The organism is Varibaculum sp. GTC20041, assembly GCF_055387755.1.
Window position 1 is genome coordinate 338,532 of the sequence record NZ_AP041144.1, and the last position, 22,441, is coordinate 360,972.

17 protein-coding genes are annotated in these 22,441 nt (G+C 53.7%); 10 read left to right on the forward strand and 7 right to left on the reverse strand.

Annotation, left to right across the window (positions count from 1 at the left end; translation table 11 throughout):
• Positions 1 to 915, reverse strand: a complete 915-nt coding sequence (gene pdxS, locus ACZ5BI_RS01330; protein WP_316694718.1) for a pyridoxal 5'-phosphate synthase lyase subunit PdxS — start codon at positions 913 to 915, stop codon at positions 1 to 3.
• 410 nt (positions 916 to 1,325) lie between these two features.
• Here pdxS and ACZ5BI_RS01335 point away from each other — a divergent pair, with 410 nt between their 5' ends.
• Positions 1,326 to 2,192, forward strand: coding sequence for a sugar phosphate isomerase/epimerase family protein (locus ACZ5BI_RS01335; RefSeq protein ID WP_464896454.1), 867 nt, complete (start codon positions 1,326 to 1,328; stop codon positions 2,190 to 2,192).
• A gap of 250 nt (positions 2,193 to 2,442) precedes the next feature.
• Complete coding sequence (locus ACZ5BI_RS01340) at positions 2,443 to 3,477, forward strand: LacI family DNA-binding transcriptional regulator (protein ID WP_464896455.1); 1,035 nt, start codon at positions 2,443 to 2,445, stop codon at positions 3,475 to 3,477.
• A 164-nt stretch (positions 3,478 to 3,641) separates the two neighbouring features.
• Here the strand turns inward: ACZ5BI_RS01340 and ACZ5BI_RS01345 are convergent, their stop codons facing one another.
• The 3 genes from ACZ5BI_RS01345 to ACZ5BI_RS01355 all read right to left on the reverse strand — a co-directional run bounded on the left by ACZ5BI_RS01345 (position 3,642) and on the right by ACZ5BI_RS01355 (position 6,405).
• Positions 3,642 to 4,469: a MetQ/NlpA family ABC transporter substrate-binding protein gene (locus ACZ5BI_RS01345; RefSeq protein WP_464896456.1), complete on the reverse strand. Its 828-nt coding sequence runs from the start codon at positions 4,467 to 4,469 to the stop codon at positions 3,642 to 3,644.
• Positions 4,470 to 4,645: 176 nt separating this feature from the next.
• Positions 4,646 to 5,386, reverse strand: a complete 741-nt coding sequence (locus tag ACZ5BI_RS01350; protein WP_464896457.1) for a methionine ABC transporter permease — start codon at positions 5,384 to 5,386, stop codon at positions 4,646 to 4,648.
• Positions 5,383 to 6,405 carry a methionine ABC transporter ATP-binding protein gene (locus tag ACZ5BI_RS01355; protein WP_464896458.1) on the reverse strand — a complete coding sequence of 341 codons (1,023 nt, stop codon included), beginning with the start codon at positions 6,403 to 6,405 and terminating at the stop codon, positions 5,383 to 5,385. Before ACZ5BI_RS01355 ends, ACZ5BI_RS01350 begins: the two co-directional genes overlap by 4 nt.
• Positions 6,406 to 6,737: 332 nt before the next feature.
• Here ACZ5BI_RS01355 and ACZ5BI_RS01360 point away from each other — a divergent pair, with 332 nt between their 5' ends.
• Entirely contained in the window at positions 6,738 to 8,042 is a 1,305-nt protein-coding gene (locus tag ACZ5BI_RS01360) for a TrpB-like pyridoxal phosphate-dependent enzyme (RefSeq protein ID WP_464896459.1), read from the forward strand.
• 45 nt (positions 8,043 to 8,087) lie between these two features.
• Here ACZ5BI_RS01360 and ACZ5BI_RS01365 read toward each other — a convergent pair whose 3' ends face one another.
• Positions 8,088 to 9,662 carry an AMP-binding protein gene (locus ACZ5BI_RS01365; protein ID WP_464896460.1) on the reverse strand — a complete coding sequence of 525 codons (1,575 nt, stop codon included), beginning with the start codon at positions 9,660 to 9,662 and terminating at the stop codon, positions 8,088 to 8,090.
• Positions 9,663 to 10,280: 618 nt separating this feature from the next.
• On the opposite strand from ACZ5BI_RS01365, the gene ACZ5BI_RS01370 reads away from it, so the two are divergent.
• The 3 genes from ACZ5BI_RS01370 (at position 10,281) to ACZ5BI_RS01380 (ending at position 14,740) form a co-directional block, all read left to right on the forward strand.
• A complete protein-coding gene (locus ACZ5BI_RS01370; protein WP_464896461.1) occupies positions 10,281 to 11,372 on the forward strand; it encodes a 1,4-dihydroxy-2-naphthoyl-CoA synthase in 1,092 nt (363 codons plus the stop codon).
• A 111-nt stretch (positions 11,373 to 11,483) separates the two neighbouring features.
• Complete coding sequence (locus ACZ5BI_RS01375; RefSeq protein WP_278613024.1) at positions 11,484 to 12,566, forward strand: o-succinylbenzoate synthase; 1,083 nt, start codon at positions 11,484 to 11,486, stop codon at positions 12,564 to 12,566.
• Positions 12,563 to 14,740 carry a thiamine pyrophosphate-binding protein gene (locus ACZ5BI_RS01380; protein ID WP_464896462.1) on the forward strand — a complete coding sequence of 726 codons (2,178 nt, stop codon included), beginning with the start codon at positions 12,563 to 12,565 and terminating at the stop codon, positions 14,738 to 14,740. Before ACZ5BI_RS01375 ends, ACZ5BI_RS01380 begins: the two co-directional genes overlap by 4 nt.
• 8 nt (positions 14,741 to 14,748) lie before the next feature.
• Here the strand turns inward: ACZ5BI_RS01380 and ACZ5BI_RS01385 are convergent, their stop codons facing one another.
• Positions 14,749 to 16,131, reverse strand: a complete 1,383-nt coding sequence (locus tag ACZ5BI_RS01385; protein ID WP_316691022.1) for an isochorismate synthase — start codon at positions 16,129 to 16,131, stop codon at positions 14,749 to 14,751.
• 397 nt (positions 16,132 to 16,528) lie between these two features.
• Between ACZ5BI_RS01385 and rpsL the strand changes: the two genes are divergently transcribed.
• The 4 genes from rpsL (at position 16,529) to tuf (ending at position 20,869) form a co-directional block, all read left to right on the forward strand.
• Positions 16,529 to 16,903: a 30S ribosomal protein S12 gene (rpsL, locus tag ACZ5BI_RS01390; RefSeq protein WP_022864284.1), complete on the forward strand. Its 375-nt coding sequence runs from the start codon at positions 16,529 to 16,531 to the stop codon at positions 16,901 to 16,903.
• Position 16,904: 1 nt separating this feature from the next.
• Positions 16,905 to 17,375, forward strand: coding sequence for a 30S ribosomal protein S7 (gene rpsG / locus ACZ5BI_RS01395; protein ID WP_022864283.1), 471 nt, complete (start codon positions 16,905 to 16,907; stop codon positions 17,373 to 17,375).
• 21 nt (positions 17,376 to 17,396) lie between these two features.
• Positions 17,397 to 19,550 carry an elongation factor G gene (gene fusA / locus ACZ5BI_RS01400; protein ID WP_464896463.1) on the forward strand — a complete coding sequence of 718 codons (2,154 nt, stop codon included), beginning with the start codon at positions 17,397 to 17,399 and terminating at the stop codon, positions 19,548 to 19,550.
• Between the two features lie 128 nt (positions 19,551 to 19,678).
• Positions 19,679 to 20,869 (forward strand): elongation factor Tu, encoded by a 1,191-nt coding sequence (gene tuf, locus ACZ5BI_RS01405; protein ID WP_024059455.1) that lies wholly within the window; start codon positions 19,679 to 19,681, stop codon positions 20,867 to 20,869.
• Positions 20,870 to 21,043: 174 nt separating this feature from the next.
• Here tuf and ACZ5BI_RS01410 read toward each other — a convergent pair whose 3' ends face one another.
• Complete coding sequence (locus ACZ5BI_RS01410) at positions 21,044 to 22,195, reverse strand: IS1249 family transposase (RefSeq protein ID WP_464895789.1); 1,152 nt, start codon at positions 22,193 to 22,195, stop codon at positions 21,044 to 21,046.
• Positions 22,196 to 22,441: the final 246 nt, after the last annotated feature.

Here is a 22,441-nt window from a genome sequence, read left to right on the forward strand (position 1 = left end):
TTACTTTCCGCGCTCGGCCATTAGCAGGTCAATTTCGTTTTCGTTGATGCCCACCATGGCTTCCCCTAAGTTTTCGGACAACTGCGCAATCAGCTTCGCGTCTTTGAAGTTAGTGACTGCCTTGACGATGGCCGCGGCACGTTTAGCGGGATTGCCGGACTTGAAAATCCCGGAGCCTACGAACACGCCCTCGGCACCTAGCTGCATCATTAAAGCCGCATCGGCTGGGGTGGCTACCCCACCAGCAGCGAAGTTTACTACCGGTAGGCGCGAGGAATCGTGTACTTCTTTCAGTAGCGATAGCGGTACTTCTAGCTGCTTGGCGGCTTCGAAAAGTTCGTCTTCGCGCAGGCTGGAAATCCGCCGAATCTCAGCATTCATCGCGCGCATATGGGTAACTGCCTGCACGACGTCACCAGTTCCCGGCTCACCCTTGGTGCGAATCATGGTTGCGCCCTCACCAATGCGGCGTAGCGCTTCGCCCAGGTTACGTGCCCCACACACGAAAGGTACTTTGAACTGAGTTTTATCTATGTGGTAGATATCGTCGGCGGGGGAGAGCACTTCTGATTCATCGATATAGTCGATTTCGATAGCCTCTAGCAGTTGTGCTTCTACAAAATGCCCGATGCGGCACTTCGCCATTACCGGGATAGAAACTGCTTCTTGGATTCCCTTGATCATTGCTGGGTCGCTCATCCGGGAAACACCGCCGGCGGCACGGATATCTGCGGGAATGCGCTCTAGTGCCATAACGGCTGCCGCGCCCGCATCCTCTGCGATCCGCGCCTGCTCGGGGGTGGTAACGTCCATAATCACGCCACCCTTTAGCATTTGCGCCAGTTGACGATTGAGCGCCACCCGTTCTTTCGGGTCGTTTGATTCCTGGACGCTGGAAGCGTTGCCGGTTTCCATTTTCCGTTCCTTCTTTCTGTGAGTGACCTTGTGGGTTGGCGGCGCTAGGCGACGCATTTTGCCCTCTATGCATCTACTTTACAAACTAACCTAGGGAAATAGGTATTTTATTGGGCAAACACGCATCTAGCGAACAAGGGTAGACCAGAGGCGCTACTTCACTCGAGAAAATTTAACTGAGTAACATTCTTGACAGCCTCCTTTAACGCGCGTTAAATAAAGGTAGGCAGACTTGAGTGGCAGCAGAGTCTGTAAAGGGGAAACTCGGTAGGGTCTCGACATAGCGAAACGTTTCGGCTAAACTGAGGATGTCCAATAAAAAAGCGGAGCGAAGAGGCCACTGCCTGCGGGAGAAACCTCGAAAACCGCCCTGCGAAATAAAGTCACCGCCAAGTACAAGGAATGAATAAATGGTCAAGATCGCCCTCGACCCCAATATGTATTACTGGTTCATGCCAGTTTCGCAAACCCTGCATAAAGCCCGGGAGCTAGGGTTTGATTACGTGGAGTTGTCGCCCACAGCAGATTTTCACTTTTGGCATCACTACCCCAAAGCCGATGACGCCTATGTGGCCGAACTGAATAAGGCGCAAAAAGAATCTGGGGTCAAGATCGCTACCTTGAACCCGGTTTTCAACTGGTCCAGCGTAGATGAAGAAGAACGGCAAGCCCAGGTGCGCAACTGGCGTAGGCTGTTAGAAATTGCCGATCAGCTAGACGTTCGTGAGATCGTTTCAGAGTTTTCTGGCGACCCTAACACTCCGCGGCGCTGCGAGCATCAGTGGTACAAGTCTATTGAAGAACTCACCCCGGATTTCGAAAAATATGGGATCCAGTTGCAGATGGAAGCGCACCCCTATGACTTCGTGGAGCTACATGATCCGGCCATCAACCTGATCCGCGGAGTAAATAAGCCCTGGATTGGGTATGAATACTGCGCCCCGCACACCTTCCACCTTTCAGACGGTAAAGGTGATGTGGAACGGATGCTGCGTTCTGCTGGTGACCTACTCAAAGAAGTACATATCGCCGATGTATTCAACCACAAGGCCTTCGATGGCAATCGTTACGTAATTAATCCTCCGGGAGTTGATGCGCGGGTACACCAGCACAATGAGATCGGGATGGGAGAAGTTCCCTGGGACGAGCTGTTTAGCACCCTGCGGGATATGAACTTCGATGGGGTGCTATCTCTGTGTGTATTCGGTTGGCATGACCGCGCCGACGAAATCAACAAGAAGATGATTGCCCGGGTAAAGAGCGAATTCGGACAGTAATCGTTATTCGATAAATCGATAGGAATTGGTTTTTCCGAGGGCGTAGCTGGCGTCCTCGGAAAACTACCTTTTAGGGTTGCTGTCCTTAGGAAATAGCAGTCTAAGAGATTAAACCCTCCCGGTTTACCTGCGCGTATTCGGGTAAAAGCAATGTGTATTCTAGGACGCTATCGGTTAACGCCAAAATGTGGTTCAGCGGTTGCGATTCGCCGCTTCTAGGGTTATTTAGCGATAATCTAAAAGCAACACTATGAAACAAAAACTAACTATCTCCGATGTGGCCAAGGAAGTGGGAGCGGCCATTTCCACGGTGTCTGTTGCGCTGTCTGGGCGACCCGGAGTCTCAGATAAGCGACGCGCGGAAATACAGCGCGCCGCTTTTGAAATGGGGTACCGACCCGATCGGCAGGCTGCCCTTATTCGCCTGGAACGTACACATCTGTTGGGTGTGGTGTTCTATATGGAGCAAGAGTTCCAAATATCGCTTATGGATCCGCTCTACCGCTACGCCGAAAAACACGGATATCGCCTGGTGGCAGCTGGTTGTGTGGGGCAGCGCAGCGAAATGGATTGCATCGAGTCCTTGATGCAAGACCGCTGTGAGGGGATTGTGCTAATAGGTACCAAACTTTCTGCCGAGGATTTAGAAAAAATTGCGGCAGTGATTCCCCTAATTACCTTGTGCCAAGAAGTTGGTTCCACCAGTGTGGATGCTGTGGTGTCTAACGATGCCTATGGGATTAAAAAATCCTTTGACTACCTGTGGGAACAGGGCTTTCGTGACATTGTACATATCAGGGGGGACAATCAAACCAATGCGCACGTACGGGAAGCCACCTTTAAGCAATGCCTTGCAGATCGGGGTTTAACCGCAGATGAAAGTCCTTCGTTGCGGATCTATCAAGGCGGGCAAAATACCGGTGATGGGGCGCGGGTTGCCGATCAGATATTACGACAGGTTCGCACCGGAGAACGAGAGATGCCGCGCGCAGTGATGTGCTTTAACGATCTGTGTGCGCAAGGATTCATGATTCGGATGTGGCAAGAAGGCGTAAATATTCCCCAGGAAATCGCAGTGATAGGTTTCGATGACACCCCGATTGCCTCCGAACCCTATGTGGAACTAACCACCGTGCGGCAAGACCGGGAGGAACTGGCCAGCTTAGCTGTTAAGCGACTGGTAGAGCACGTTGAATTCTTCTTTGATAAAGAAAACTATGGTAAAAAATGGGATGCGATTGAAAACCAAGTAGCCACTCGCCTGATTGTACGCAAAACAGCGTAAGAACTTGAAAGCTGAAAATTATTTCTGGCCGTTATAGGTGGTTGCTGACTAGTAGTCGTAACTACTTGTAGATATACAAGGGGTGCGGGTTCGAAGATTTTCTTCGAACCCGCACCCCTTAGATTTAAAGCGATCAGATTTTTAAAGCGACTAGGTTAGTCGGATTAAAAACCAGGGAGTACTGCCTTATCCGCCCACTCCTTTTCGATGAACGCCTTGACTTCCGGAGAGTGCAGCAAAGTGTCCAGCTTCTTAATCGCCTCGGTCTTTTCGGAATCCTTTTTCCAAACCAAAATATTTAGCGCAGGATTATTCTTGGTAGATTCCAGGATCAAGGCTTCAGAGGGATTTTTGCCTCCAAGTTGAGCAAAGTTACCGTTGATGACGGCGATATCTAAGTCAGCTAGGGCGCGCACTAGCTGCGGACCTTCTACTTCAGGCAGCTCGAATCCGCGGGGATTGTATTCTTTAGACTTGGCAATTACCGATACCTTCTGCTGCTTTTCATCCTTCGGCAATTTAATTAAACCATTGTCAGCCAGTAGTTTTAGGGCGCGCGCCTGGTTAGTGGGGTCATTGATGATCCCAATCTTGGCGCCGTCCTTCAGCTCCTTAATATCTTTCAGCTTTTCGGAATAAATTCCAAGCGGCTCTAGGTGGATTCCCTTGCCATGCTCGAACTGCCATTTGTTCTTGGCGGTCTGATCATCGAAGTAGGGAACCGTCTGATAATAGTTGGCATCCAGATCCCCAGAGTTTAAGGCTTCATTCGGCTGGACGTAGTCGGTGTATTCTTTGACTTCCAACTCGATGCCCTGCTTTTCAGCCAAGTTATCGGCCACGTAACGTAAAATCTTCGCATGTGGATCAGGGGAAGCCCCTACGATCAGTTTGGTGTCGCCGCCAGCAGAATCGCTTCCACCGCAAGCTGCAAGTCCCAGTGCTAAGCCGGCAGCTCCAGCTGCGGCCACAATTTTCTTCCAAGTTTTCATTTTAAATATCCTTATAAGTAGTTTTTAGGTAGTTTACAAAGTTTTCTTACCCGCCCTCACCAGCGTCTACGAAATGGACTAGGGAGGGGGATTCCTGGATAGCAAGTGCCACTCCAGAAAAAATAACTTTTATCGAAAACCGCTAAGAGCGGTAAGAATCTCCGACTGGTTTTCCCTTAGCGGTGATCTACCAGCCGGCTAAGCATATCGCCTAGCCACTGTACGATGACTACGATCAGCAGGATGTCGATAACCACGATTAGCATCACGTCACCCATAAACTGGTTGTAACCATAGTTTATGGCCAGAGCGCCCAGACCACCGGTACCTAAAGTACCTGCCATCGCCCCATAGCCAATCAAAGAAATCAAAGTGACGGTAACTGACTGGATGAGGGCGGGTAGCGCCTCGCGCACCTGCACCCCCATCATGATTTGCCAGTTAGAGGCACCCGCCATTTTCGCGGCTTCTAGTTTGCCGTCCTCTACCCCCTGCACATTGGATTCCACCAGGCGGGCGAAGAATGGTGCCGCCGCGAGTGTTAGCGGAACTACTGCCGCTTTCCATCCCAAAGTGGTGCCCACCAGTAGACGAGTAAAGGGAAGAATCGAAATCATCAAAATGACGAAGGGTAGGGAGCGCCCCACATTCACGATGAATCCCAGCACCGAGTAGAGCACACGCGCGACTTTAGACCCTGACAGTAGCCCCGCGGGAGCGGTCGCCACCAGCAGCAGACCAATAGGCAATCCCAGCAGAATCGAGAATAATCCCGACCAAAGCGACATATAAATGGTTTCTAAAGTGGCATCTAGCAGATTATTAGTAATCACCGGATTGGAAAACCAGCGGCCAGAGCTATCCGCAGCTAAGGGCATCATGGACACAACCTGTGAGGTAGTAGCGGTAAGACTCATGCTCGCACCTCCGTATAGATGTGATGATTTTCCATTTCGCGGATAAAAGCGTCCAGTCCTGTAGATTTCACCCCGACAGCTAAGCGGCCCACTTGTGTGGTTCCCACAGTCTCAAAAGTTCCGGCCACGATATCTCCGCCCAATTGGGCAACCAGATCCATAACTTTCGATCCGGTGGGCACTCCTGGCGAAGAAGTAAAAGCAATATCCACTACCGAGGCGGGTTCGCCATCCAGAGTAACCTCGTCATCAACATTTGGAGGCGGAACCAGATCCTTAGCCAGCCGCGAAGAGTGCGACTTGACTACATCCGCTACCGAACCCGTCTGCACGACTTTCCCACGCTCCAGCAAAGTCACGTGAGTGCAAATCTCGCGGATCACGCTCATTTCGTGGGTAATGATCACTACGGTGACCCCCAAGCGGTCATGCACATCTTTAATTAAATGCAGGATCTGCTGGGTCGATTCCGTATCCAAAGCGCTGGTAGGTTCGTCGCATAGCAACACTTGGGGTTCATCGGCAAGTGCCCGGGCGACCCCTACTCGCTGTTGTTGCCCCCCGGAAAGCTGAGAGGGGTAAGAGGAACCCCGATCATGCAGTCCCACCAAATCCAGGAGATTTTGTACCCGCTCATGGCGTGCCCCGCGTTTTTGCCCCGCCAAATACAGTGGGTAGGCAATATTGCCGGCGGCAGTACGTGAATCGAGCAGGTTAGCTGCTTGAAACACCATCCCGATAGAGCGACGAGCCTGGCGCAAATGTTTTTCAGACAGGTTAGAAAGATTTTGTCCTGCCACCAAGATTTCCCCCGAAGTGGGATGTTCTAGCGCAGTCAAGCAACGAATCAGCGTAGATTTTCCGGCTCCGGATTGCCCCACGATGCCATGAATTTCCCCGGCTCCAATTTTCAGGGAGATACCGTCGAGGGCATGTAGCTTGTCTTGCTTTTTGCGGGGATAAATTTTGTAAACATCCCGCAGCTCAATCAACGGATTTTCCGCTTTAGCGTTGCTCATAAGTTCCTTCCCATCGGTCCTGGCATTAGCACCGTCTTATCGGTTGCTGCAGTGCGCGAGCCAGGTCTCTGCACTGCTCTTGATGGCTACGTTCAGACTAAAGCCCCGAAAAGCAAAACACCAATTATTGAAACGGCTTGTAGTTGCTTTCACGTTTTCGCTAGCATGGAGCCATGAAAGAAACAGCGATCAAATCGATTCAGTGGTGGTGGCTCGCCTAGGCGGGTCCTTTCTTTCAGGCATTTGTTTAACCCGCCCAGTGGCGGGTATTTTTTTGTCTCCCGCCAGCGGAAACTATTTAATAGAAGTGATATTTCATTGAGGAGCATAAAATGACTGATAACCCCAAAATCCAGCCTTTAGGATTTCCGATCGATAGCCATATCCCTTCTCGCTGGTACAACCTGGTCGCTGATTTCCCGGAGCCGATGCCTCCCTACCTGAACCCGCAGACCCGCCAACCGATTACCGCGAAAGATTTAGAACCGCTATTTGCCCCCGGCCTCATCGAACTAGAGCTGAGTAAGGAACGCTATATAGATATTCCTCAGCGGGTTCGGGAACTGTACACTAATTTCCGTCCTGCACCGCTTTATCGCGCTCATAACCTCGAGCAGGAATTAGGTACCAAATGTCGTATCTACTACAAATATGAAGGTAATTCTCCTGCCGGATCCCATAAACCGAACTCGGCATTAGCGCAGGCTTACTACAATGCAGTGGCCGGGATTAAGCGGCTCACCACGGAAACTGGTGCCGGCCAGTGGGGAGCGTCCCTGGCGATGGCGTGCTCGATGCTGGGGATGCAATGCGAAGTGTGGCAGGTACGTACTTCCTATGACCATAAGCCCTATCGACGCTTGCAAATGGAAGTCTATGGCGCTCAATGTCACGCCTCACCCTCCGAATTAACCGAGTCGGGGCGTAAAATCCTAGCCGAAAATCCCGATACTTCCGGGTCTTTAGGGATGGCGATTTCGGAGGCCGTAGAATCTGCGGTTTCGGATCCGCAAGCTCACTACGCTTTGGGCTCGGTTATGAACCAAGTGATTATCCACCAGACGGTAATCGGCCTGGAGGCGCAATCCCAGCTGGCAGCAGCCGGAGAATCCGGAGCGGACTTCATATTCGGATGCGCGGGGGGAGGATCTAACCTGGGCGGTCTGGCTACTCCCTTTATTGGAGAGAATCTGCGTGAAGGCAAGAACGCCCGGGTAGTGGCCTGCGAGCCGGCTGCCTGTCCTTCGCTCACCCAAGGCGAATATCGTTACGACTTTGGGGATATGTCGGGACTGACGCCTCTAATGAAGATGTACACCTTGGGGCATGACTTCGTTCCTGATCCGATTCATGCTGGTGGCTTGCGTTATCACGGGATGGCGCCGATGGTGTCTCACGCCTATCACTTGGGATTAATGGAGGCGCGCGCCTATCGGCAAGAAGAAACCTTTGCGGCCGGTCTGGAGTTCGCGCGTGCCGAGGGGATTATTCCCGCCCCCGAATCTACCCACGCGATTGCCGGCGCTCTGGACTTTATCCGTTCGGGGCAGGCTCGTGACGGTCAGGCACTCTTGATCGGACTTTCCGGCAACGGGGTGCTCGATTTGGCGGCCTACCACCAGGTGCTAAAGAAGTAACTGAACTTTCGATAGCGGCGACGAGGTTTTCCTCGTCGCCGCTATCTATTTGCGCCAGGTGCGATTTTGTTTATCGAGGACGCGAACGGCTTCTTCTAGGGCGCGGCGATCCAGTTTTCCGCTGGGTAGCTCAGGAAAGTGAGGGAGCAGAGCCGCCGCGCGAGGCAGATGCGAGGACGGCAAGTGCTCTCTAAGGGATTCACGCAGTTCGTAGCCTAACTGGGCAAGGTCGGGAGTAGCGGTGGGTTCGGCAGTAGGCAAACTGACAGAAGAAAAAACAGCGCAAAGTATCTGCCCCCATTCCTCATCCTTGAGGGCGCAAAACTCTAACCCGGGAAAACCCACCTGTTCGGCAGTGTGGGTAACCAGCGGTAAAGAGATATTTTCCCCCCCAGAAATAATGGTGTCATCCAGGCGTCCGAGCACTTTCAAATGGGCAGGGCTGGACATGTCGATAATGACAGCCCTATCCCAGAGCTCATTCTTCTCCGCTTTAATGCCCTCATTCTCGTCTGCAAAAACTATCCTGCCAGTATCGTTGGTGGCTAGCCAGCTGGTACTGGAAAACTCGCGGATTTCTGGATCCGATTCTGCCTCCAAATAGCCGCTCATCAAAGTGGGGGTAGCCAGCCAAATTCTGCCCTCGTTGACCGCAACGGTAACTCCGGGCAGCGGCATGCCGTCATAGACACAGCCTCCGCAAGTTTCGGTCATCCCGTAGGTGGTGACCAGATTTAACCCAGCCGCGCGTCCAGCGGAAAGTAGTGAGGAGGAAATATGGGCTCCCCCTACCAGGATCGCAGAGCATATCTGCAAAGCTGCAGTAGTTTTGGGATCGGCAAGGGCGCGACGCAGCTGAGTGGGAACCAGCGACAGATAGACGGGAACGTTATCCGCGAAAATGTTTTGCAGTGCCTCCCGGAGTCGAGAGAGCTTAAAACCGCCGGTCATATCGATAGTTACCGGTTCAGTTCCGCCCGCATAGGCGCGAGCAATCACCTGGAAACCGGCGATATGATCCCTAGGAAGTGCTGACACCCAGATACCGTTTCCTCCCAGACGCTGCGCGGTCGCCCGATGGGAAGCCTGCAAAGCCTCCACAGATATTCCCACCAGGCGCCCTCCGGGTTTCGTAGACCCCGAGGTGGAAAGGATAAAACTGACCTGGCTAGGGAGGCGGCGCAGACGCTGTGCTTGCCTCAGCGCCCATGAGGGAGAAAGATGCTCGGTGCGTGCCGGGAAAAATATTGGGTGGTAATCGGCCAGAATCCTTAACGCGAAAAACGGTTTAGCTGGCACGGCAACCGCGGATAAATCAATAGTGGGTAGGGAAGTGAAACTATCCGGCCAGAGGGCGGTGCGTAGCGCGGTAAAGAATAAGGTATCGCGCGCAGGATTATCGGATACTGGCAAGAAAATCAGTGGACGCGGGATAGAGTCCTCGGTTTCTTCTCCCAGTTTCTTCTCTGCATCCAGTTCGCTTTGCAACCAGACAAGTTGCGGAGCAGGTTCTTGTTCTCCACTCTGGAAACCTTTAGCGCCATTGCCCTCCTGAGGAGCTAAAATTTCACTGGCTGCCCGAGCCTCGGCACTCGGTGGGGGAACAATGCGCAAAGTCAACCTCCGTAAATAAACGTTACTGCCCAGTCTATCGCCAGTTCCCGCCATCCTGATTCAAGCGCAGATCCTGGGTTTTTCCTCGCTTCCGCGTGCAGGGGCGGATTTTGCCTCGCGCCCCGAAATCCGGAAAATGCTCTGGCATTTTCACGGATTTAGTGCCCGAAGCCTACCCTGCGGCATAAATCCGCCCCTGCACGCTCAGTACGTACCTTGCGGAAATCTTGTACCAGCTGTGTCCCTTGCGTGGGGGAGAAGTTTTATCCGAGCAGGCTAGGTGGGCGCAAAATTTGGAAAACGCCGCTACGTTTTCCAAATTTTTGGGCAGGAGGAAAAACTTCTCCCCCGCGCCCACCCCTGCACGCTCATTGCGTATCTCGCGAGACCCCTGTTCTGCGGGTATCCCTTACGGATGCGATGTCAGCGAGCGTGGAGCCCGGGTTTTATCCGAGTAGGTGCGGTGGGCGCAAAATTTGGAAAACGCCGCTACGTTTTCCGAATTCTTGGGCGGGAGGAAAAGCCTGGGCTCCGCGCGGAATACTGCAGGAGCAAAAACTTCTTGCCTGCGTGGACTGACTTAGGGGAAACTTGGCAAACGCGCGCTCGGGGTAGGGTGGGGGTATGAGCCAGCTTGCACATGTTTCTGATACTTTCGACGCGCAGCGTTGGATTCCAGTTCCCGGCTTTGAAAAGCTAACTGACCTGACCTTTCACCGAGCGGTAGTGAAAGCAGGAGGGGTGGATGCCCTCGCTACCGCGTCCTCGTCCGAATTGAAAGAGCCTAAAAAGCCCTATAAACCGGGGCGGGATCGCTATGAAATAACCGACTTAGTGGCTACCGAATTGGCTGATAGCGGGAAAAATGAGGCGAAACTTCCGGTTTTACGGATTGCCTTTGACCGCCCGCAGGTGCGCAATGCTTTTCGTCCCCATACCGTAGATGAACTGCTGAGGTGTCTGGAATACGGGCGCAGCGCCGCCGATGTGGCAGCGATAATCCTCACCGGGAACGGTCCGAGCGATTCTGATGGAGGCTATAGCTTTTGTTCTGGCGGTGACCAGCGGATTCGAGATCGAGGTGGATATCGTTACGAACAGGAGGGCGCCAATCCGGATGCAGAAGTTTCCCAGCGCCGCCAAAACCTGGATTTGGCACGTACCGGACGCCTGCACATTCTGGAAGTCCAGCGCTTGATTCGCGCGATGCCGAAACCGGTGATCGCGTCGGTTCCCGGGTGGGCAGCCGGAGGTGGCCACTCCCTGGTAGTGGTGTGCGACTTGGCGCTGGCCAGCGTAGAGCATGCCCGTTTTAAACAAACCGACGCGAATGTAGGCTCCTTTGATGCCGGATACGGTTCTGCGCTACTGGCGCGACAGGTTGGCGACAAACGTGCGCGGCAAATCTTTTATCTGGCGAACACCTACGATGCCCAGCAAGCCGAAGATTGGGGAGTTATCAATGCGGCAGTGCCGCATCTCCAGCTAGAGGCCGTGGCGCTCGAGTGGGCACTGACTATCGCTCGCAAATCCCCGCAGGCGATCCGGATGCTGAAATATGCATTTAACCTGGCAGATGACGGTTTACTGGGGCAACAGCTATTCGCCGGGGAGGCAACTCGCCTGGCCTATAGCACCGATGAGGCCGAGGAGGGGCGGCGTGCCTTTTTGGAGCATCGGGAACCGGATTGGACACCTTTCCCCTACTACTATTAGGTTTTTTGACGCAGATAGGCCGACAATAGGAAGCGGTAGAGTTAACCGGTCAGTGCCAGGTCAAGTGCTACTTGTGTAAATAGCAGGATTCGAAAAAACAAGGACAATGTGATGGCAGGAAACATAAGCGACCCGATGCTAGTGGAGGTACCGCAGGTACAAGTTAGTGACCTCGGTAAACTATTTGAAAACTCTGAGTTTCCCGCGATCGACATCGACCAGGCACTAGTGTATTCTTTGCCGCTGGTCAACCGCTTCCGCCGCATAATTGTGCGTGAGGGTGTGCTGTTGCGTTCTGGTAACCGTTGGGGCGAATTCGCGCCTTTTTGGGATTATGGACCGCACGAATCGAAACGATGGCTGTGGTCAGCGGTTAACGCATTGACCGAGGCGTTGCCCGATCCGCTGCGAGACAGCGTACCGGTGAACGTGACCGTGCCAGTGGTGTCGCCTAGACGCGCCGCGGAAATTGTGGAGCAAAGCGGAGGCTGTCGGACTGCGAAGGTTAAAGTAGCAGATCGGGGCACTGAACTTGCCGGTGATGTGGAGCGTGTAAAAGCGGTGCACGCTGCCCTCGAAAATCAATTCGGCCGGGACTGCCGGATCCGGGTAGATGCTAATGGCGCGTGGAACCTGGCGGAAGCCAAGGAGGCAATAGCGGCCTTAGACGAGGCAGCTGGAGGATTGGAATATGTAGAGCAGCCCTGCAAGAGCGCCCGGGAACTACTGGAATTGCGAGACGCAACTTCGGTGCCACTCGCGGTTGATGAGCTGATTCGCCGCTCCCCAGATCCACTCGCCGATTTGCCGGCAGGCTGCGCGGATGTGATGGTTGTGAAAATCCAGCCCCTCGGGGGAGTGTCAGCGGTTATTGATTTGGCGAAAAAAGCTAATGAACGCGGGATGGAAGTGGTGGTTTCTTCCGCAGTCGATAGTGCCATCGGTATCGGATTAGGGGTGCACGCCGCAGCCGCAATTCCCCGGCTTCCCCATGCCTGTGGCCTGGCCACCAGCCAGCTACTCAAATCCGATGTTTCCCGCCAGCCCTGGCAAGTACGTGCCGGTCAACTAGAGGTACGGGAAGTAGAAATAAACTCCGACTTAATTAATGCCCCTGACAACGATAACCGCCGAGATCTGGTTAACCGTTGGAGTCAGCGGATGCGGGACGTAGCGGAGGTAGCTAGTCGGTGAGCGACGTTTCTTTTCCCTCCACGCCTTCTCGCAGCTCCCAAAATAATCAATCCCCTAACCTGGCTGGAGGGCACCTAGAATCCGCTACCTCCTTAGCGCGACTAGTGGTCAGCGAGTTAGTGCGTGCCGGAGTGCGTGATTTCGTGATTTGTCCGGGTTCTCGTTCTGCGCCCCTAACCTATGCTTTGGCAGCGTTAGAACAGGCGAGGGTGGTGCGTACCCATGTGCGCTTGGATGAGCGTTCTGCTGCTTTCTTTGCGCTGGGACTGGCCAAATCCGGTATCTATAAAGACGAGGACGCAGCTTACAATCCGGTAGCCCTGGTGGTCACTTCGGGGACAGCAGTGGCGGAGTTGCATGCTGGATTGCTGGAGGCTTTCCACTGCGGTATCCCGCTGATTGCCTTGAGCGCTGATCGTCCCCGCAGCGCTCGCGGTACCGGAGCGAACCAAACTACCTGGCAGGAAGGGATTTTTGGGACTGCCTGCCCGGTGGCATTAGACATCGACGCTAGCGAGGACGCCCTGCCACTAGTAAAAGACCGTTTGAATGCAGCTCTCGCTCAGACCGGAGGACCCGGGGAGGGCGGACGCGGGCAGCGCTGCCCGCTACATATCAATTTGTGTTTCGCTCCGCCCCTGGTGACTTCAAATACTTGGCAGATTCCCCCCGAGCTGCAAGCTCTTACCTTAGAGCAAGGGCAAAGCGCGCCCTCCTCGCAGTCATCTTGGAAAAATCAGATAGTTGCGGATGGTGAGGGTGAACCTCCCCGAAAAAACGCAAAAACCGTGATGGTTTTGGCCGATCAATGTCCCCCGCAGGTGACGCGGGCAGCGCAAAGTTGGGGGCTCCCGGTGTTGGCGGAACCAACAGTTACCCTGAAACCGGGCAACGCGGTGCAGATCGCGCATGCTCCGCAGGTGCTTCCTGCCTTCGCCAATGAAATAGAGCAGGTGATTATAGCTGGTCATGCCACTTTGTCGCGTCCGATAAGTGCGTTGCTTTCCCGGGAAGATATTCTCATCTACCGTTTGCCTAGTTTAGGAGCGAAAACTAATCTCACCGGTAAATATGTTCCTACCACTACCGCGCAGGTAGATTCCGTTTTTCCCGCGGCTGCTAGCCCTGCCTGGTTGACGCGATGGCGCCAGGCAGCGCAAGCGGTTGAACGCGCCTACCGTACAGGTGTTGATCGACGGGCGGTAACCGTGTGGCAAAACGCCAACTACGCGGCGATCGAACCCCGAGAATTGCCGCAGGTAGCGAAGGATATACCGGTTACGCCCTCGGAAAAAATAACTAATCTCGGTTTTGCTACCGCCGGTGAAGAGAAACACGGCGAGAATGAAGCTGCCCACCGCCTCCGTATGTCCCTTCCCGAAAGCGCTCCGGAACTAGAAGGTAGCCTGCGGGAACTGGAAATGGGGATCGATCCCTACGCTTTCGCCCGTATTTATGAGGATGTGTATGACGCGTGGGTTAACCGTGACCCTGATTCAGCTCGGGACAGTGGAACGAAGGCTAAAAAAGCTTTAAACGGCGCGGATAATCTCCTGGATAGCGGCGCTGTAGGCAGCGGTGAGAGCATACCTGCCCAGCTAGACGATAAGCAGGTGAGTGCTGCCGGTGCTCCTCCGCTGACTATGCTCGGTGCCTCTAATACGATTCGTGCTTTCGACTTGGCGGCGCGGGGAGATCGGGGGATTACCTATTGCGCGAATCGCGGCTTGGCAGGGATCGATGGAAATATCGCGACTGCCTTGGGACTTGCTTCCGGAACCGGGCGGGCGGTGCGGCTGATTGCCGGAGATTTAACTTGCCTGCATGATTTGACCGGGTTGCTCACCGGGTCTTTGGAGGCTGCTCCGGTCTTGCAGCTGTTGGTGCTCAGCGATGGGGGAGGACGCATTTTCTCTACCCTTGAACATGGCGAACAGGAAAACCAGGAAGTCTTTGAGCGCTATTTTTTGACGCCGCAAGACTTCGACCTTTCCTTGCTCGCGGCTGGTTTGGGTTGGGATTACCGCTGCGCAAATGACATAGAGGAACTGAAAAGGATTCTGTGTGAAAATCCGCGCCGGGAAGTCGTGGAAATTAATGCTTATTTGCCGGATTTGCGGGCTCGCCGTGCCGCTTTAGAATCTGAAATCCGCCGGGAACTAGCTGCCCTTTGACCCAAGTTTTACGCCTGGAGGGCGCGGTAGAGAGGTGACATTTTGGTTTCTGTTTCGGCCAGTTCGCGCTGGGGATCAGAATCTGCCATGATTCCCGCCCCGGCTATCAGTCGGTAAGTGTCAGCGCGAGCAGGGTTGCGCTGCGCGCACCGCAGGGCAATCGCCCACTCGCCCTCGCCATAAGCGTCCATCCAACCGATTGGGGCGGCGTAACGGCGCCGATCCATAACTTCGAGGGCGGACAGGCGTTCGGCAGCAACTTCGCGGGGTTTGCCACAAACTGCTGCCGTGGGATGGAGCGCCGCTGCCGCGCGCAGAGAAGTAACTGCCTGTTCTGCAAGGTTCTCGGCGGTAATATCGGTTGCCAAATGGGTAACATATCCCAGGTGCAGCAGGCGGGGGGCAGGTACCTGTAAATCTAAGTTCAGGTCGGTCAGCGATTCCTGGGCGCTTTGTACCGCTAAACGATGTTCTAACTGCTCTTTGGGGTCGTTTAACAGACGTTGTTCCTGGGAAGGAACGGCGGAGCCTGCGAGGACGCGACACAGCAGCTTCCCTTCATTTACACTAGCTAGCATTTCGGGGCTGGCTCCCACCAGGTCACCAATCGCATAAGTCCAGCAAGTAGGGTATTTGTCGGCCAAGTATTTGGTAACCCTGGTCAAGGAAACATCGCGGTCAAAGCGTATTTCTTTATCCCGGGCAAGCACGATTTTTTCCGCCCTTCCGGCGCGGATTTCTGCTACCGCGCACCCGACTGCCGCCTTCCAGGCTTCTGGTTTTAAATGGGGGTACGTTTCGCGAAGTACCTGCGCCGGGCTAGAAGGCGATAGCGGGGATGATTGAGCAGTATGCGCTGCTGTAGGCTTCGCCGCTTCCTGTGCATTCTCCCGGCGTCCTCGCAAATCTGCTTGCCCTGCCTGCCAGCGAGCTTGCCATAGCCAGGTGTGAGAGCCGCTGGAAACTACCGCTAAAGCCGGCACTAGTAGCAGTGAGGGGGTAGCGGTAGTGAATCCGAAACTGCCCAAAACTAGCGGCCAGTTTAGCTTTCCTGCTTCCGTATGCTTGAATCCCGTACTTCCCTCTGAAATGTCGCTAGAGTTACCACCAGTATTCTGAGCTTGCTCGCACAAATCCCGCCACGCTTCCTCGGCTATAGAAAAAGCATTATCGCCGCTAAACTCGGCCTGCCAAGCGATTCCTAAACCAGCTAACTTGAGCCTCGACCCGCTCCAAACGGTAAAAGTATCCGGGGCAATGCTTTCCGGTGAAACTAGCCGATGCTTTTGCTCTAAAATCCCTATTGCCTGCTCTAAGTGGCATTCATGATCGCTTAGCCGGGAGACGCGGTAATGTAAAACTCCGTTTACAGGCAGGCTAGATGGACGCACGATTCCCCATAATATGCCAGGAAGCTAGCCGACACGAACCTACCGGTAATATCGGCAAACGATCCCGGAACTCTAGCTTTGCACATGTAATCAGTCACAAAAGAGCGGTTATTGTTTAATCCGGTTTGACCAGCAATAGGGGGGCTGACTAACTTTAAACATGGTGCCCGCGATACCGGGCTCCGAACTAGCCAGATTTTCTGGCGCGGGCTCTTCTCCGTTGAGCTCCGGACGTTAAGGGTAAGTCAGTTAGGCGCGATCCGCTGACCACCTAGGCAAGCATCCTGTGTAGCCTTAACCTGGCGGGCCGGCCCCGGCGGTGCAGTATACCCGTTTTCGGGGCTGATATCTTGGTACCGCGTGGCAAGTGTTTTGACATTAAGTAACAGGAGAAGTAGTGCCTACCATCCAACAGTTGGTCCGCAAAGGACGCTCAACTAAGAAGGCGAAGAGTAAAACTCGTGCGCTAAAGGGCTCGCCCCAGCGTCGCGGCGTTTGCACTCGTGTTTACACCACCACCCCGAAGAAGCCGAACTCGGCATTGCGGAAAGTGGCGCGTGTTCGCCTGTCTAGCGGCATTGAAGTGACCGCTTACATCCCCGGCGAGGGACACAATCTGCAAGAACACTCCATTGTGCTGGTGCGCGGTGGACGTGTAAAGGATCTGCCCGGTGTGCGTTTCCACATCGTGCGCGGCGCGCTGGACACCCAGGGTGTGCGTGACCGTGGCCAAGGTCGGTCCAAGTACGGCGCGAAGAAGGAGAAGAAGTAGTATGCCTCGTAAAGGTCCAGCTCCCAAGCGCCCTTTGGCAGTTGATCCGGTTTATAACTCGACCATTGTTACCCAGTTGGTCAATCGGGTGCTGCTAGACGGCAAGAAATCTTTGGCGGAACGTATCGTTTACGGTGCGCTCGAGGGCGTACGTGAACGTACCGAGCAGGAACCGGTAAGCGTGCTCAAACGAGCTCTAGAAAATGTTCGTCCTGCTCTAGAGGTTCGTTCTCGCCGTGTCGGTGGCGCCACCTACCAGGTTCCGGTGGAAGTGCGCCCGGCGCGCGCGACCACTTTGGCGCTGCGTTGGCTGGTTGATTTTTCGCGGCAGCGTCGCGAAAAAACCATGACCGAACGCCTCATGAACGAAATTTTGGATGCTTCTAACGGCTTGGGTGCTGCGGTGAAGCGTCGTGAAGATATGCACAAGATGGCGGAGTCCAACAAGGCCTTCGCTCATTACCGCTGGTAAACCTAACCGGAAGGAACGATTGTGGCATTAGAAGTGCTTGCTGACCTATCTCAGGTTCGCAACATCGGCATCATGGCACACATTGATGCTGGTAAAACCACTGTAACTGAACGCATCCTGTACTACACGGGCATCAACTACAAGATTGGGGAAACCCATGATGGTGCCGGCACCATGGACTGGATGGAACAGGAAAAAGAACGCGGAATCACCATTACCTCCGCGGCAACTACCTGCTTTTGGAACGGTAAGCAGATTAACATCATTGATACCCCTGGTCACGTTGACTTTACTGTTGAGGTAGAGCGCTCCCTGCGCGTCCTCGACGGTGCAGTTGCCGTTTTCGACGGCAAAGAGGGCGTAGAGCCCCAGTCGGAAACCGTTTGGCGTCAGGCGGATAAGTATGACGTTCCCCGTATTTGCTTCGTCAATAAGATGGACAAACTGGGTGCGGACTTCTACTACTCGGTTAAGACTATTGAAGACCGTCTGCACGCCAAGCCGGTAGTGATGGTACTGCCGATTGGTGCTGAGGCCGAGTTTAAAGGGGTTGTTGATTTGCTGGAAATGAAAGCAATCTACTTCCCCGAGACTTTCAGCGCCGAGCAGGCTGAGAAAGCCGGCGGTAAGGTTAAAGAAGGCGACCCCACTTTGGGGGCAATCTTAGAATACGGCGAGATTCCTGCTGAGCTGCAGGCTCGCGCGGAAGAGTACCGCGAGAAACTGATTGACGCGGCCGCGGAAGCTAACGATGAATTGATGGAGGCTTACCTGGAAAACGGGGAGCTTACCAACGAACAGATCATCGCGGGTATTCGAGAACTCACTTTGAAGAGCGAAATTTACCCGGTGTTCGCGGGTAGCGCTTTCAAGAACAAGGGTGTACAGCCGGTTCTCGATGGCGTTTTGCGTTACCTGCCTTCGCCGTTGGATGTTCCCGCTCTTGAGGGACATCTACCCAGCGATGAAGAAAAGACGGTGCTTTGTCCTCCGGATAATGAGGCTCCTTTCGCTGCTTTAGCGTTTAAGATTGCCGCGCATCCTTTCTACGGCAAACTGACATACGTGCGAATTTATTCTGGGCAGATTAAGGCCGGGTCTAACCTGGCTAACGCCACCAAGGATAAGAAAGAGCGCGTTGGCAAGATTTTCCAGATGCACTCCAATAAGGAAAATCCGATTGAGGTCGCACATGCCGGTAACATTTACGCCTTCGTGGGTTTGAAAGACACCACCACTGGCGATACCTTGTGTGACAGTGGCCATCCGGTAGTTTTGGAATCTATGAACTTCCCGGATCCGGTTATTCACGTGGCTATCGAGCCTAAGACCAAGGCTGACCAGGAGAAGCTAGGCATCGCCATTCAGCGCCTGGCGGAAGAAGACCCGACCTTCACCGTGCGCCTAGATGACGAGACCGGCCAGACCGTGATTGGCGGTATGGGCGAGCTCCACCTGGACGTACTGGTAGACCGGATGAAACGCGAGTTCCACGTGGAAGCAAACGTGGGCGCACCGATGGTTGCCTACCGCGAAACCATCCGTAAGACGGTCGAGGATGTAGAGTACACTCACAAGAAGCAGACCGGTGGTTCCGGCCAGTTCGCAAAGGTACTGGTAACTTTCGAACCGCTCCCTACGGATGCGGAAGAACCATACGAGTTTGTAAACAAGATTACCGGTGGACGTATTCCTCGCGAATACATTCCTTCGGTAGACCAGGGCATTCGCGAATCCATGGAGGGAGGCGTCTTGGCTGGTTACCCGCTAACCGGTATTAAGGCGACTTTGACGGATGGTGCTTACCATGACGTTGACTCTTCGGAAATGGCGTTCAAGATTGCCGGTAACATGGTTTTGAGGGAGGGTGCACGTCGCGCTAAGCCCGTATTGCTCGAACCGATTATGGCCGTTGAGGTCAGAACTCCGGAAGAGTACATGGGTGACGTGATGGGCGATCTTTCCTCTCGCCGCGGATTTATTCAGTCCATGGACGATGTCAATGGAGTGAAAGAAGTCCGGGCAAAGGTTCCGCTGTCGGAAATGTTTGGGTATGTGGGCGACTTGCGTTCAAAGACGCAGGGTCGCGCCGTTTACACGATGCAGTTTGACAGCTACGATGAGGTCCCCCGCTCAGTTGCTGAGGAAATCATTGCTAAGACCCGAGGCGAATAGCCCTCGCGGGTGCCTTTTATTTTGTTAAAAATCACAGATAAACCCGTAGGAGATCATTCGCGTTGGGTGTTAACCTTTACTTTGACAACCAAGCGATAGATAACTACCCGAGTCCAGGAGGACATTAAGTGGCTAAGGCTAAGTACGAGCGGACTAAACCGCACGTTAACATTGGTACTATTGGGCACGTTGACCACGGCAAGACCACCTTGACCGCGGCTATCACCAAAGTGCTGCATGACACCTATCCGGAACTGAATGCATTTACTCCTTTCGAGGACGTAGACAACGCTCCGGAAGAACGTGAACGCGGGATTACTATTAACGTTTCCCACGTTGAATACCAGACCGAGAAGCGTCACTACGCACACGTAGACGCCCCCGGTCACGCCGACTACATCAAGAACATGATTACCGGCGCAGCCCAGATGGATGGAGCCATCTTGGTGGTTGCCGCAACTGACGGCCCCATGGCGCAGACTCGTGAGCACGTACTGCTCGCTCGTCAGGTGGGCGTTCCCGCCATCCTGGTTGCTCTGAACAAGTGCGACATGGTTGACGACGAAGAAATGCTGGAACTGGTTGAGGAAGAATGCCGCGACCTGCTGTCCAGCCAGGACTTCGATGGCGATAACGCCCCGATCATCCAGGTGTCTGCTTTGAAGGCGCTCGAGGGTGACGAAAAGTGGGTTGGCCAGGTTCAGAAACTGATGGAAGCGGTTGACGAATACATTCCGGAACCGGTTCGTGATCTGGATAAGCCCTTCTTGATGCCGGTTGAGGACGTATTCACCATTACCGGTCGTGGCACTGTGGTTACCGGTCGTGTTGAGCGCGGTACCCTTCCGCTGAACTCCGAGGTGGAAATCCTGGGTATTCGCGATCCTCAGAAGACCACCGTTACCGGTATCGAGACCTTCCACAAGTCTATGGATACTGCTGAAGCTGGTGACAACACCGGTCTGTTGCTGCGTGGTATCAAGCGTGAAGACGTTGAGCGCGGCCAGGTTGTGGTTGCTCCCGGTTCTATCACCACCCACACTAAGTTTGAAGGTCAGGTCTACATTCTGAAGAAGGACGAAGGTGGCCGCCACAAGAGCTTCTACTCTGGCTACCGTCCCCAGTTCTACTTCCGTACCACCGACGTTACCGGCGTTATCACCCTGCCCGAGGGCAAGGAAATGGTTATGCCCGGTGACACCACCGAAATCTCGGTAGAGCTCATTCAGCCTATCGCTATGGAGGTTGGCCTCGGCTTCGCTATTCGTGAAGGTGGCCGCACCGTTGGTTCTGGTCGTGTAACCAAGATCGATCTGTAAACTAATCAACGATTAGTTTCTAATCTTTTCAGTTGTGCCTGGGAGTTAACTCCCAGGCACAACTTTTTTAATTGTCCTTCAGTTGGCAAGCGGCGGGGGATAGTTTTTCCTCCCACCTAAGAATTTGGGGTTAATACCCAAATTGTGTGTATTTTTCGGGCGTGTCGGGTTGGTTTAGTGTCCTGCCCAGCCTTTGCGGATGTGTAGGGATCCGTCTTGGTAGGCCGGGTTGTAGTCGATGGCGGTGTCGTATTCGGGCGGGGCGGGCGGGTTTGGCTGTGTTTGGGACAGTTTTTCTTGGTCTAGGTGTTTGTGCTGGGTGGTGAGATATTTTACGGGGTCGGTGGGGTCTATAGATTTTTGGTTGATTAGCCATTGGATGGCTTTTTTCATGTGGGGCTCGGATAGACCGCGGTGGGTGTTGAGTAGGCGGCGGATGGGGGCGTTGATGCCTCCTTCTAGCTGGTTGGTAGTGCGGTGTATGTTGTTGTTAGCGAATTCGGGCTCTAGATAGGTAAATAGGTTCTCGGATCTAGAAAGTCTTTCTAAGCGTTTGTAGCCTCTCCTTAAGCGTTCGTGTGTCCACCACCAGTGGGTTTTACCGTTGGGGTTGGTGCTGTAGGTTTTCTCGTTGATGAACTCTTGGTAGAGCTGGTGCCACTGGTGTAGCAATCTAATCCAGTTAGCGGCTTCTTGAGGGGTATTGATGGTTAATAACTGGTTGGTAAGAGCTAGGAGTGCCTTTCCAGCGGCAGTTTTTGGTCTACGGGTCAAGTCGGTGATGGTATTGGTTTTAACATGGAAAAGGCAACGTTGCACGCGGGTTTTAGGCCAAGTGTTTCGCAGAGCTTTTCTAATGCCTGCCCCGCCATCAGTTACCACTACTTGTGGTGGTGGCAGTCTGTTCATTAATGCTTGGTAGGCGGGCGCGTTTTCTCTTTGGCACCACTGCCAGTCAATGATTCGTTTGCCGTTAGTAGCGGTGATAAGACACCAGTTATAGGGAAGGTAGATACCGTCAAGAAGGATCTGGTCATATATCTCGCCGGTAACTTGTGGCTTAGGTACTCTAACCTTCCAACACCAAGCGGTTTTAGTAGCAAAAGAGGTTTTAGCTATCCCGAGTTGCTTAATCGAATAGCCTTCTAGCAGCCATTTTATAAACAAGTCCGCTTGGGCTCTAGCACTAATATCAGGACGTGATTTAACTGTTGAGGCCCCGCAGGCCAGGCAACGCCAACGAGTCCTGCCAGCACTCGTGCGACCATTCTTGACAAGTTTTTCTCCGCATACACCACAAACCGGTCGATTACAAGCACTCTTCACACAATATGCTCTCAAAGCATATTCAAACCATCATAACCCCTGATCAAACCCCAAAAAACAACGAATTTATACACACAATTCAGGTATTAACCCAGAATTTGAGAAACGTAGCGACGTTTCCCAAATTCTTATGCCCACCGCACCTACTCGGATAAAGCCTCCCCCCGCATGCGGTACGGTGTTCTGCACCCGTAAGTGCTGCGGCTGTAAATGGGGTGACCAGGTAAAAATGCGAGAGGGGGCTAG